Raw genomic sequence first — 12,537 nt, forward strand, 5'->3', positions numbered from 1 at the left:
TAGGTTTCTTTTGCGGAGGCTGCCACCTCCTGAGTCGTCTGCTTTTCCTCAGTGGGCTGATCTTTCGGCTGACTTTTTGTCAGTTGCCCACAAACCGTAGCCGTCATTGTCGTCATGCCAATGACGAAGAAGCCGACCAGCCTCGGAGAACAAAGTGTGGTGCAGTTCATCGAATGTCTTTCGCAGGACCTAAGCGAGCCGCGATCGGCACAGAGAGTTGGAAGAGGGTTTGGCACGGGGAGGCCGGTCGCCAATTAAAACTCCCCCTGCCCCTCCCGCGTCTGACGTCCCGATTTCATGTCTCCCCTGCTCTGCTGCGTTTAGTTTCAGACGGGCCAAAGCCGTGCGCTATCAAAACGTGCGTATCAAGCGGGGCCTTTGACGGACTGATCGGTCAGCGTGACATTCAACTCGCGTGCGCCCTTAGCTGCGGAATTTAGAAAAATCCCAAATTATTGAGAATATTGTGTTAAGTTCGGGGCCGATTGGCTAATGCCTAATATTAGAAGGGATAAATATGGTCCAACAGATCAAAGAGCAGGCTTTCTGCATGAGTGATCCGACGGTACATGACGCCACTCCCGAGCAACTTGATGAGGACTTCTGTCAAAAATTAGCCTCGGTGCAGAACATATTGTTGAGCTATGTCATCTCGCTTGTTCGGGACGTCGACACGGCACGTGACATCACTCAAGAGACCAACTTAGCGCTCTGGCGGAAGCGCCGCTCGTATTCACCTGCTGAGAGCTTCAATAGCTGGGCGCTACGATTTGCTCATCTCCAGACACTGGCGGCCCTGAAATCGCGCCGACGTGATCGTTTGGCATTTGATCAGGAGTTAATGGGGCAGTTGGCCAGTGAGGCAGCCGATGTCTATGGGGATCTCGAAGATCGCGTTCTAAAGCTGCGGGAATGTTTATCCCGGTTGCCCAGGCACCAGCACGACATCGTCTTGCTGCGGTATCACAACGAGTCCCAATTGACTGCAGAAGTTTCCCCGGGGGCAAATACCATTGATTTTGAACTGACGTCGTCCTGACAGTCCTGGGAGGTCCGGACAACAGTAGGCTCCCGGCGGTTTGCCTTTTATTCGATCCCAGCTGGGTACATAGTGATGAATGGGCGTGTTTCGTAACATTCAAACGTCAGCAGTGCCGGTTGACAGGTCGATGTCGATGCGGGAGAGGGAACGATTGATTCAGTTGTCCAAAGAGTCTGACTCAGTGCATCCCGAGAGTGTGCCAGCTTCTGCTCGGCACGTACGCTGCCGTTCCCGTTGATCGTTGAGACCTGACTCAACTGCAACAAGTTCGACAAGGAAAGTAACCCAATGAGACGTTTGAGCTTCTGCATCGCGCTGATCACTTACTTGAATGCTCTTGCCGCACCCCAAGTCGTTCGCGGGGAGGAACAAACGGAGCTTTCTCAAACGGCAAAGCCGCCGAATCTGTTGTTCATTTTGACTGACCAACACCGACAGGACGGTGTGGGGGCATATGGCCTGAGTTCTGTCAAGACGCCACACATTGACCGTCTAGCTATCGATGGAATTCGTTTTGAGCTCGCCTATGCAGCTCAGCCTGTCTGTTCTCCCAATCGCGCTTCGATTTTCTCGGGATTGTATCCGCATGGGCATGGCGTGCCGGAGAATAATATCCCTCTTCCCGAAAAAGTTGTGACGTTTGCAAATCGGCTGCAGTCTGCCGGCTACGAGACCGGCTACTTTGGAAAGTGGCATCTTGGTCGCCGCTTTGGAACGGGCTTTGAACAGTTCCCGGAATATCCAGCAGACGGACGTGGGAAGGATCATTATTTCATCATGGCCGATGGCAGTCGACGATATGCACCTGACGTGTTGACGGATGATGCGATCGAATTTCTCCGCAAGAAACGGGACCGTCCTTTCTTTGCAATGTTGAGCTACTATCCCCCGCATCCACCTTATTCGGTTCCGCAGAAATATGAGGATCTTTATCTCAAGGACTATCCTGATGAGCCGTTGAGGCGTAGTTATTACGGAATGTGCACGAAAGTGGACGAACAGATCGGCCGTTTGCTGGATGTTCTTGATGAATTGGATGTGCGGGACAATACGCTCATCGTGTTCACCACGGAACACGGACACTTCTTTCAGGGGGGAGGGGGACGAGGCGACCGCCTAGACAAACGGAGTCTCAAACGAGCCTGCTATGATGAAGCCGCTCGGATTCCCCTAGTCATGTGTCTGCCCGGTGTGATTCCCGACGGGCAGACGAGCCGTCAGCTGATTTGCTCGGTGGATCTCAAGCCGACGCTGCTCAATCTACTTGGGCTTGAAATCCCTGAAAACCTGCACGGACATGACCTGAGTGAGGTTGTCCGGGGGCGCGTCAAGCAACTTCGCAACTATCTCGTCTTTGTCAATGTGCCGTTCGTCGAACAGCCTGAGCGCGGACTGGAGCGTTGCGTCCGCAATGACCAGTGGAAGCTCATTCTGTCCGATACGGTCAACCCCGAACTCTACGACATGCACAACGATCCCCAAGAGCATCACAACCTTTATGAGCAGAGGCGGGACAGTCCAGTAGTTCGGGGGCTGGTCAATGACTTGGCCGAATGGTCCGACGAAGTTCATGATCCGCTGACGCCACAGCTGATCAATCAGCTCGCACCATCTGAGGCCGGCATCCAACAATCTCCCTGATATGGCGACGGATGGTTGGTTGGTGTATTCTGCCATATTGTCTATAGCGGGGCATTCCAGAATCGGCACTTTGAGGAAGCACAATATCTGATGAAAAATTCTGAATCATCAACTCACCGGCGGCGGTTTCTGAAATCAGTCGTGGCCGGTGTTGCAATTGGATCGTCTGGTGTGCAGGTTCGTTTGGCAGAGGGAGCTGACAATCAGAAAGGCCAGACACCGGCGTCATTTCCAGAGATCGCCAAAGGTGAAGTCCTTCGCACAGATGGTGAGCTTGTTGCTGAGAATGCACTTCGTGAGTCAGCGCGCACGATTCCGGTCGCTGGCCGGAGCGATGTGCTCGTCTGTGGCGGCGGGCCGGCTGGAATTGGCGCAGCTCTGGCGGCGGCTCGTGCCGGAGCGAGTGTGCAGCTCATTGAAGTCGGCGGTTGTCTGGGAGGGGTTTGGACGGCCGGACTGCTGACCAAAATTCTCAATGGCGGGGGGAAAGCAGGAGTCATGCAAGAACTCCTCTCCGACTTGGCTGAGCGCGGTAGTTCCGTCGCGCGGGAGACATCCGGAACCGTCTACGACCCGGAGTTGATGAAGCTGCTGCTTGAGGAAAAGTGCATTGAAGCGGGTGTGAAAATCCAGTTACATACACGGCTCGTGGGAACCGTCACCAATCAGAAGAATCAGATTGTCGCGATCATCACGGAATCAAAATCGGGTCGGCAGGCCTGGGTGGCACAGCGATTCATCGATTGCTCCGGCGATGGCGATTTGGCTGCACAGGCGGGATGCCAGTTTGACGTTGGCATCGGCTCCCAGTGCGAATGCCAACCGATGTCACTGATCGCGCTGCTCACAGGGATTGAACCGTCGGAGGTTACGGAATTCATACGAGAAAATGGATCAGCGGCCAAATCTCGATTGCTAAAACTCATGCGGGGGGCAGGAATCAAACCTTCCTATCGCGCTCCCACGCTTCGGCATCTGCATAGCGGCATCTTTTCGCTGATGACGAATCATGAGTACGGGGTTTCTGCGACAGATGCCGGCCAGGTTACCGAAGCGACGATTCGCGCCCGCGCCGAAGTGCATGCCATCGTTCATGATCTCAGAAAACTTGGCGGACCATGGAGCAATCTTGCAGTCGTGTCGTCGGCGGAACAAATTGGTGTTCGTGAAGGCCGCCGCATTCGCGGCCGCTACACCATTACCGGCAATGATATTATCACCGGATTGCGACACAAAGATGCGGTCTGTCGGGCGAATTTTGCCATCGATGTTCACAACGTATTCCCCGATGGTTCGAATCCTGCTGACGTGAAGCGTTATCGATCTGCGGGGGTCAAGGCATATGACATTCCGCTTCCCGCACTGATCGCGGCTGATGTGGACGGTTTGATGATGGCCGGCCGCTGCATCAGCGGTGACTTCATCGCTCACTCAAGCTACCGCGTGACCGGGAATTCTGTGCCCATGGGCGAAGCAGCTGGTTTGACGTCCGTTGCGTCCCTCAAACAAGGAGTCATGCCACATGAACTCTCCTGGGACACGGTCCAGAAGGCTACCTAATTTCACGAGCTCGAGGATGGCGATGATCGATTGCGGTAGGGGCGACCCTTTCGGGCCGCCCGCCGTGCAAATCCGTATGTGAGGGATTACCGCATACGGCTCCTCCCTTGAGTCGGGCGCGAAACCGAACGTCGGGGTAGAGGTGAAAAATGCGGAACAGGTGCTTGCGAACCAAGCGTTGCTTGCGTTTCCAAGTCCAGCGCTGTCGGCCCCGCTGACTGCGCATGGAACGCTGTCTTACTAACACACCCTGAAATCGATCCGGCAGCGTGCCGTTTAGAACTCGCCGATGATTTCGCCACCCGAGCGAGTCCAGAGCGCGCGATAGAGTGTCTCGTCAATCGAATCTCCCGCTCCACGGACGCTCCCATCCATCAACAGGACATTGGCAATGCCGGAGTGATAGCTGCGGGCAGCGGTTAGTTTTGACGAGCCGGAGATCGCATCGGGGATCTGGCTGTTGGGCGTCAAGAATCCGTTCATCACCGGGCCAAAGGGAACAGTCCCTCGCAGCCAGGCGGTTAATCGAAAGCCTTCCGTATTCGCATAGGGAGGTGCGGCGGCAACTTCAGCGTAGCCCCCTTCGGCAACCATAATAAAATGCATCGCCTCGGCGCTTCTGATGTGTGGTACGCCAGTTACCGCGTGCCGCGTACGGCTCGAATCGGTTACAAGCTCGCACTGGATGCCATGGCACCCCGTTCGCAATCGGATACGGACCGGGCCTTCCCACTGCCGCTCGTCGTCCTGGGGTTGGGATTGATTGGTGTCAATCCTGAACAATGCCTGCCCATTGTCGTCGAGCAACCACGGTTGTTGCAGGATCTGACTGAAAGTGCCGAACGCGCTTCGGTGACCCGCCAGGACAACATCGTAATTGTGGGCATCGATCCGGAACGCGGCTTCGGCACGGACCATCCGCTGTTCCAACTGGACTGGGTAGCCGGTTCGGCGGAAGAGGCGGTGAAACAAATGCGTCAAAGTCGTGCTTGCATCGTGCCCGATCACTTTCTGACTGAGACCGGACTGCAGGTGGGTGATGGGTTCGATCTCGTTCCGCCGGACCGGCCCGAGAAACCAGTGCTCTATACCATTGCCGGAGCGGTTCGGCTTCCCGGTTGGCATTGGCAGACCAAACTCACTGGCTTTCGGTCTCGGACGCATCGTGCGGCGGCACTGGCGTTTGCCAATTATGACCTGGTGGCTGAAGATTTTGACTTCCCTGTCGCGACACATGTCTGGTTGAACTATACCAATTCGCAGGCAGACCCCGATAAGATTGCTACTGCTGCCCAGACAATTCATGACAGCAGTTCGCAGCGCAATCCCTCGCAGATGAGCGGCAACGGCGAAGAACCAACAGTACGCATCATGCCTGTAGAAGCCATACGCGACATGACAGGAACCAATGCCGCCAGGTGGATTTGGGCGATCAGCCAACTACCGATCCTGGCCACAGCCATTGCGGCGATTGGCGTGCTGAATGTTATTTTGGCTTCGGTGCGATCCCGGCAGTGGGAGCTGGGCGTGCTGCGCTCGATTGGGATTTCGCAATCGGAGATCATCCGCTCCATTTTGGCCGAAGGCCTGTTGATTGGTATTGTGGCGAGCCTGCTCAGTCTTGGCTTTGGAATCATGGCTGGTTGGTGCGGTTGCGGGATAGCGCAATACGTCAGCTTTTTTGGAGGTCTGCATCCCGCGCTGCAAGTGCCGTGGCTGGCAATCGGTGTCGGTTTGTTGTTTGTTTGTGGGCTATCTGTGTTGGCCGCACTCTGGCCCGCCCTGGCAATCGGCCGCTTGCGCCCGCTGATGTTACTCGAACGTGGCGGAATCGCGGGGTGAGCCCAAGGTGGCAATTGTGCTCCAACGTGCGGTATGCAAAACCAGCGACGAGGCGACCGTCTCGTTGAGGCACTGAAATAGGCCCATCTGCGCGGTCGAAAAACCAACTTCAAAAAGTTCGAAGAGAGTTTGGCACGGGGAATGTATCGCACGAACTGAAGCGGGGCCGGCGTTTACCTGCGGGTGCTACGGGCGATCGGCTTTCTGGTTATTTACCCATCTCCCGTTGAAGCCACGCACGGGCGTAGGACCAGTTGCGTTTGGTTGTGCGCGGAGAAACTCCTAGAACCTCGGCTGTTTCTTCGATGGTTAGGCCGGTGAAGTACCGCAGCTCGACGAGCTTTGATAACTGACTGTCTTGTTGGGCCAGTTTTTCGAGTGCCTCGTCCAATGCGAGCAGGTCGTCGACATTCTCGGGATTGGTGATCGATTCATTGTCGTCTAAGTCGTGGCGATTGAGTTCGCCCCCCCGTTTGATACGGCCCTTGCGACGCGCGTTCTCAATCAGAATCCGACGCATTGCTTCGGCGGCGGCCGCAAAAAAGTGCCCGCGCCCGTCCCACTGCTTTGAGTTATCTCCCACAAGCCGGAGAAATGCTTCATGGACCAGGGCCGTTGGCTGTAGCGTTTGCCCCGATCTCTCTTGTTTCATGCGGCTCGCTGCCAATCGACGCAGTTCATCGTAAATCAGCGGCAACAGTTCGCTCGCTGCTGCCTGATCGCCCTGCTCGATGGCGGAAAGGATTTGAGTGACATCACGGTTCATTGCATACCTCTTTTTAAGCTGCGGCACAGTCTGGATGTCGATGCAACGAAGAAAATCTAAATAATGTGGCCCTCGTTAATCGGAAATGGCGCATTATACCTTGTCCGGCAAATGTCTTGCACATCAACAATGCACGAAATCTAAGGAGTCGCAGAATGTTTCAACGAAACCTCCAATGCGTTATCTTTTCTGGCATCCTCATGGGGTCCAGCCTGCTGTTTGCTCAGCCACCCGGCCGCGGTGGCCCTCCTGAAGGTCCGCCGAGGGAAGTGATTCTCCGAATCTTCCAACAAGCAGACAGTAATCGCGATGGCAGCGTAACAAGAGCGGAGTTAACGACTGCTTTGCAAAATCAGGCGCGCGGGAACCGGCGTGAGCGTGGAGGTGCGCCGCCTCAACAAGAGAACCAAGCAGACCACCCGCGTCGTGAGCGCGGAGAGCAAGGAGAGCACGGCCATCACGGACCGCCGCAGCCGGGCCAGGTATTGCCCGAACCGGTTGCCGAATCTTTGGATTTGAACGAGAAACAGACGCGCCAGCTCGCTGCTTTGCAAGCCGACGTCGACAAACGTCTTGCGGCGATACTTACGGACGAGCAAAAAGAGCAACTCAAGAACGCTCGACCGCCGCATGGACCGGGTCAGTTCAAAGGAGAAAAAGGCGAGCAACCAGGCGGTCGTCCCCAACGCCCGCAGCGACCGGAATAACGCGGAGGGTGTTGACTCTTTCGCAATGTCAGGCAGCACGGTTGAGCCGGAGTCATGGAGTGGGCCAGCTGCCGACTGCAACGATTGTGTTTCGCTGGTAAGCCGAAATCGGAATGGATTAGAATGTGATAATGGCCGATTTATCCGAACGCACAATTTTCTTACAAGCGATCGAAGAGGAAAACCTCGACGATCGCTTGGCCTATTTGGACTCTGTGTGCGGTGATGATAAGGATTTGCGTGCCTCGGTCGAAGCCCTTCTTGCTGCCCACAACGGACCTGCTACGTTGTTGGACCACCCGATCGGTTCCGACGGCAGTCGCCCGTCGCCATCTCACTTCGAATTGGGCGAACCGATCGATCACATTGGCATGCAGATCGGTCCCTACAAATTGTTGGAGTTGATTGGCGAAGGCAGTTTTGGCCTCGTTTTCGTGGCCGAACAAGAACACCCCATACGTCGCAGAGTGGCATTGAAAATCCTCAAGCCAGAACTGGGGTCGAAGGAGGTGCTCGCACGGTTCGAGGCCGAGCGCCAGGCCGTCGCGATGATGAATCACCCGAACATTGCTCAGGTGTTTGATGCGGGTGTTACGCCAAATGGACGGCCCTACTTTGCGATGGAACTGGTCCGCGGGCTGCCGATCACCCAGTTATGCGATAAACAGCGACTGAACATCCGCGAGCGACTGGAGGTCATGGTCGATGTCTGTTCGGCGGTTCACCATGCTCATCAAAAAGGCATCATCCATCGCGACTTGAAGCCATCCAACGTGATGGTGACACTGCATGACGGCAAACCGGTCGCCAAAGTCATTGACTTCGGGGTGGCCAAGGCGCTCGGTGAAAAACTGACCAACAAGACTGTCTATACTCGCTTTTTCTCCATGGTCGGTACACCATTGTATATGAGTCCTGAGCAAGCCGAAATGAGTGGCTTGGACGTCGATACACGCAGTGACATATTCTCGCTGGGTGGGATCTTATATGAATTACTCACCGGCGACACTCCATTCGACCGCGAGCGATTGGACTCAGCTGGTTTGGATGAGCTGCGGCAAATCATTCGAAAAGAAGAACCCCCTCGCCCCAGTTTGCGACTTTCCACCAGTCGCAACTCTCTAACCACGATCGCGGATCGGCGGCATGTCGATCCGCGCGGCCTTGCCTCGACCTTACAGGGCGACCTGGATTGGATCGTGATGAAGTCGCTCGATAAGGACCGGTCTCGCCGTTACGACTCCGCCGCATCGCTTGCCCAAGATATTCGACGTTATCTCAACAGCGAACCGATCAATGCTCGCCCACCGAGCACCTTTTATCGACTCCAAAAGTACGCCCGGCGTCATCGTGTGGCACTCGTGACCGCCGCGCTTGTCGGAATCACAATGATTTTTGGAACAGCCGCAAGCCTTTGGCAGATGTCGAATGCAATCAGCGAGCGGAACGATAAGGACGCGGCACTGCAAGCGGCGACGCAAGCGAAAGCCGAAGCGATTGCGGCCAAACAAAAAGTTGAACAGTTTGCGGAGAACCTCGTCAAAGCCAACGAACTGGTCGTTAGCGGTCAGTCACATGCCGATGCGGGGCGTTGGGCCTCCGCTTCGCGAGACTACGAAGCGGCTGTCACGATTCAGCCAAGTTACTATCTGCCGCGCGTTCAAAGAGCACAGCTTTTTACAAGATTGGGACTTTGGCCCGAAGCAGCCAAGGATTTCGCCATGGCGATCGAAACCGGTGCCTCGACTTCGCAATCGCAGTGGTGGGGCGTTCCTGCGTTGTTTCTCTATACAGGCCAGAACGATGCATTTCGTCAAATCTCTGAGCAACGCCGGGATCAAATTGTTGCAGATACGACGCATCCACAATGGATGCTGTTGCGCGACATCGCGGTGAGCAGCGAAGCTGCGTCGACGGAGGACTATAAGACATTCCTTGCGATTGCCTTGGAGTGGCTGTCTGAGCAGAGGTCCGCTGGGAAGCCACCGCCGCCTGGCCCACCACCAGGCAGACGCGATCACGGAGAAGGACAGGATGGTCGGTCGGGGCGACCTCCAAGGCACGATGCATTTGGTCGCGTTGTGCAGCCCGATAGTACTCCGCGTTGTGTGTGTCAGTACATTACAGCGATGGTTTATCTTCGCGCCGGGGAGTCGGATGCCGCAGTGGACTTGCTGCAGAAGGCCGCGCAGGACCCTCGTTGGCCCGCAAAGTACTTGATTCACGCCCCCATCGCATTGGCCCACTATGGTAGCGGCAATGTCAAACAAGCTAGAGAAGCGCTTGATCGATCCGAGGCGATGCTCCTGGAGCAGCTCTCAGCTTCCGGTGAGCGGCCATTGAACGGCATGGTGTCCCCATGGTTCGACCAGATCGAAGGGTTGCAGATTTACCACGAAGCATCGCAAGTTATCGGCGGCACACCATCGTCTTTAACGTTAAAACTCGATCAACGACGAGCAGCATCGCTAAAATTGCTCAAGGGGCGCCAACTGTAGCTTGTTGTGAATCTCTTGCCTGTGAGTATCAATGGCGACAAACGACTGTTTGCGGCGTTTGGGAGATTTTCTGCGGATTGGATGGCCCCTGGGTCCCATAAATGACGCATTGAACAACGGCGGTCGGAACCCGCTACCGAGCCCATTAAGAGGTTCAGGATCGGTCAAGACGTTTTCAGCCCAATCTAGGAACTTACATCCAATGTTTCGCTCCCTCCTCGCCGTGGTTTGTCTTTTCAGTTTGAACGCTCAGCTATCTGCCCAAGACTGGCCGGAGTTTTTGGGGCGGGGAGGCACTGCGAAATCGTCGGACGTGGTTCCCACCTTTTGGAGCAACTCCAAGAACCTCACCTGGAAAGTCGAACTGCCGGGGACCGGTTCGTCGAGCCCAATTGTGGTTGGCGATAAGCTGATTGTGACCTGCTATGTCGCTAGCGAGTCGGAGGCGAAACGCCGAGTGCTGTGCTTTCACAAAGTTTCCGGCGAACGCCTCTGGTCCGTCGATTTTCCGATCGACTACAGTGAAGATCGCTTTCAGGGATACATCACCGAGCATGGGTACGCCAGCAACACGCCCGTCAGTGATGGTGAAAACGTCTACGTCTTTCTCGGAAAAGGAGGTGTGCACTCGATCACCTTGGAGGGAAAGAAACTCTGGAGCGTCGACGTCGGCAAGGAATCGAGCAATCGACAATGGGGTTCTGCGGCGAGTTTGATCCTTTATCAGAATAGCGTTTTGGTAAATGCCTCTGAAGAGTCGCAGTCGATTATTGCGCTGGAAAAGGCCACGGGAAAGAAGCTTTGGGCTCAGGAAGCAGAAATGCTGGAGCTGACTTACGGTACTCCGCGCATCGTCAATCTCGATGAGGGCGAGCGTGAAGTCGTCATTAGCGTGCCCGGTGAAATCTGGGCACTGAATCCCACGACCGGCAAGCTCAATTGGTATTGCCAGTCACCGATGACCGGCAACGTTTGCCCGTCAATAATCGTTGATGGGCAAACAATCTACAGCTTTGGCGGCTACCGGGCCTCCGGCAGTATCGCCGTAAAAGCTGGCGGGACGGGGGATGTCACGGACTCCCGTGTCATTTGGACCAACCGATCAAGTTCGTATGTTGCCACTCCGCTGTTGCACAACGATCGATTCTACTGGATCGATGACCGCGGAATCGCCTTCTGCACATCGGCTACCGATGGCGAAGTTATCTATCGCAAACGCGTGGACAACTTGGCAAGCGGTCGTCCCGTTTATGCATCGCCTGTCCTGATCGGCGAACATATCTACGTCGTCACACGCCGGAGTGGAACGATTGTGTACAAACCGGGCGATTCGTTTCAGCCAATCGCACGAAACGTCCTTGCCAGTGATGATTCCGACTTCAATGCCTCACCCGCCGTGTCTGAAAACACACTGTATCTTCGCAGCAACAAAGCCCTGTACTGCATTTCAGAATGACGATAAGAAGTCCGTGCTCGGTCAAACAACTACAATCCGTCAATGACAAACGACGACAATCTGGCGTCACACGTTGGAAAACCTCTACTGATCGCGCAAGCTGTCAACCAATGGCTCAAAGGTTTTGTCACTTCCCTCCGGTTAACGCAAATCGAGAAGTATCTGTAAACCAAAAGTCGCGTGCGAGAAGGTCGATTTTGTCCCGCGATGCCGATTTCGCGTCACCTACCCTGCCCCGCTCGCTCCGTAATCTGCGCTCGATTTATGTCTTTTTTACGGCGGGTACAGCAACTCCTGTTTAGAGGCGTGGCTGCTTCAATGAGGTCCGTGGTGGCCCGGAAGCCTTACTGAAATGGCACGAAACGCAGTTAGGACTTCCAGTGCCTCCAATTCACAAGGCGGATCGAATAACGGAGTACGCGGCTGCGGTGTCATCTATGGGGGCAGGTCAAGAAGCCGTTGCAAAAGATGATCTGGATTCGTCTCACCGACCAGAAGAGACAGACCATCCTCAATATGGCCCATTAATTCTTAGGGAAGTCCCTAGGAGCCCGTTGAAAAACCTCGCTTGACACGCACGTTATATTGACGTCTGACTTTGCTCCGCGGGTAACTTAACTCGACAGGGAGCGTGCAGCGATGGGCATGGGACGGCGGGTGCAGGAGCAGCAGGGGGAGTTTTGAGTGGCGACCGGGGCGCTGCCGAATGTGCCGCAACACATTTTCTACGACAAACTCAACGCGATCCTTGCTGCCGGCGACTTCGATGACTTTGTCGAGGAGTGGTGCGAACCGTTTTATGCCGACAACGTTGGTCGGGCGGGGATTCCGCCGGGGGTTTACTTTCGCATGCTGTTCGTTGGTTACTTCGAGGGCATCGATTCGCAACGCGGCATCGCTTGGCGGTGTGCGGACAGCCGCTCGCTGGCGCGATTCTTGGGTTATGGCCAGAACGAAGCGACGCCGGATCATTCCAGCCTGACGCGGATCCGCGACCGACTGCCGCTGGAAATTCACGAACAGGT

At 55.4% G+C, this 12,537-nt stretch carries 9 protein-coding genes and 1 pseudogene; 7 read left to right on the top strand and 3 right to left on the bottom strand.

The features are described from left to right. The first annotated feature begins 517 nt into the window (after positions 1-517). From Mal52_RS14890 to Mal52_RS14900, 3 genes are all read left to right on the top strand, one after another. Positions 518-1,039, top strand: coding sequence for a sigma factor (locus tag Mal52_RS14890; RefSeq protein ID WP_145376987.1), 522 nt, complete (start codon positions 518-520; stop codon positions 1,037-1,039). Between the two features lie 291 nt (positions 1,040-1,330). Next, entirely contained in the window at positions 1,331-2,683 is a 1,353-nt protein-coding gene (locus Mal52_RS14895; RefSeq protein WP_145376988.1) for a sulfatase family protein, read from the top strand. Between the two features lie 90 nt (positions 2,684-2,773). Next, on the top strand, positions 2,774-4,243 hold the full coding sequence (locus Mal52_RS14900) for an FAD-dependent oxidoreductase (protein WP_145376989.1): 1,470 nt from the start codon (positions 2,774-2,776) through the stop codon (positions 4,241-4,243). Between the two features lie 276 nt (positions 4,244-4,519). Here Mal52_RS14900 and Mal52_RS14905 read toward each other — a convergent pair whose 3' ends face one another. After that, positions 4,520-4,849: a DUF1559 family PulG-like putative transporter gene (locus Mal52_RS14905; protein WP_145376990.1), complete on the bottom strand. Its 330-nt coding sequence runs from the start codon at positions 4,847-4,849 to the stop codon at positions 4,520-4,522. On the opposite strand from Mal52_RS14905, the gene Mal52_RS14910 reads away from it, so the two are divergent. Beyond that, complete coding sequence (locus Mal52_RS14910; protein ID WP_145380660.1) at positions 4,844-6,085, top strand: FtsX-like permease family protein; 1,242 nt, start codon at positions 4,844-4,846, stop codon at positions 6,083-6,085. The two genes, Mal52_RS14905 and Mal52_RS14910, sit on opposite strands and share 6 nt — an antisense overlap. 208 nt (positions 6,086-6,293) lie before the next feature. On the opposite strand, the gene Mal52_RS14915 is transcribed toward Mal52_RS14910, so the two are convergent. Together Mal52_RS14915 and Mal52_RS29810 are read right to left on the bottom strand one after the other, a co-directional pair. Beyond that, entirely contained in the window at positions 6,294-6,851 is a 558-nt protein-coding gene (locus tag Mal52_RS14915) for a sigma-70 family RNA polymerase sigma factor (protein ID WP_145376991.1), read from the bottom strand. 332 nt (positions 6,852-7,183) lie between these two features. After that, a complete protein-coding gene (locus tag Mal52_RS29810; RefSeq protein WP_197534198.1) occupies positions 7,184-7,597 on the bottom strand; it encodes a hypothetical protein in 414 nt (137 codons plus the stop codon). Between the two features lie 92 nt (positions 7,598-7,689). Here Mal52_RS29810 and Mal52_RS14925 point away from each other — a divergent pair, with 92 nt between their 5' ends. The 3 genes and pseudogenes from Mal52_RS14925 to Mal52_RS30545 all read left to right on the top strand — a co-directional run. Then, positions 7,690-10,056: a serine/threonine protein kinase gene (locus Mal52_RS14925; protein WP_145376992.1), complete on the top strand. Its 2,367-nt coding sequence runs from the start codon at positions 7,690-7,692 to the stop codon at positions 10,054-10,056. 202 nt (positions 10,057-10,258) lie between these two features. Next, a complete protein-coding gene (locus tag Mal52_RS14930) occupies positions 10,259-11,512 on the top strand; it encodes an outer membrane protein assembly factor BamB family protein (RefSeq protein WP_145376993.1) in 1,254 nt (417 codons plus the stop codon). A gap of 708 nt (positions 11,513-12,220) precedes the next feature. After that, a pseudogene (locus tag Mal52_RS30545) lies at positions 12,221-12,499 on the top strand (transposase); the annotation flags it as partial. Between the last annotated feature and the right edge of the window lie 38 nt (positions 12,500-12,537).

Source organism: Symmachiella dynata, assembly GCF_007747995.1.
In the GTDB taxonomy this organism is placed as follows: domain Bacteria; phylum Planctomycetota; class Planctomycetia; order Planctomycetales; family Planctomycetaceae; genus Symmachiella; species Symmachiella dynata.

Coding starts and splice junctions, on each gene's coding strand:
- Mal52_RS14890 (WP_145376987.1), top strand. CDS start 518: ATGGTCCAACAGATCAAAGAGCAGGCTTTCTGCATGAGTGATCCGACG.
- Mal52_RS14895 (WP_145376988.1), top strand. CDS start 1,331: ATGAGACGTTTGAGCTTCTGCATCGCGCTGATCACTTACTTGAATGCT.
- Mal52_RS14900 (WP_145376989.1), top strand. CDS start 2,774: ATGAAAAATTCTGAATCATCAACTCACCGGCGGCGGTTTCTGAAATCA.
- Mal52_RS14910 (WP_145380660.1), top strand. CDS start 4,844: ATGCATCGCCTCGGCGCTTCTGATGTGTGGTACGCCAGTTACCGCGTG.
- Mal52_RS14905 (WP_145376990.1), bottom strand. CDS start 4,849: ATGCATTTTATTATGGTTGCCGAAGGGGGCTACGCTGAAGTTGCCGCC.
- Mal52_RS14915 (WP_145376991.1), bottom strand. CDS start 6,851: ATGAACCGTGATGTCACTCAAATCCTTTCCGCCATCGAGCAGGGCGAT.
- Mal52_RS14925 (WP_145376992.1), top strand. CDS start 7,690: ATGGCCGATTTATCCGAACGCACAATTTTCTTACAAGCGATCGAAGAG.
- Mal52_RS14930 (WP_145376993.1), top strand. CDS start 10,259: ATGTTTCGCTCCCTCCTCGCCGTGGTTTGTCTTTTCAGTTTGAACGCT.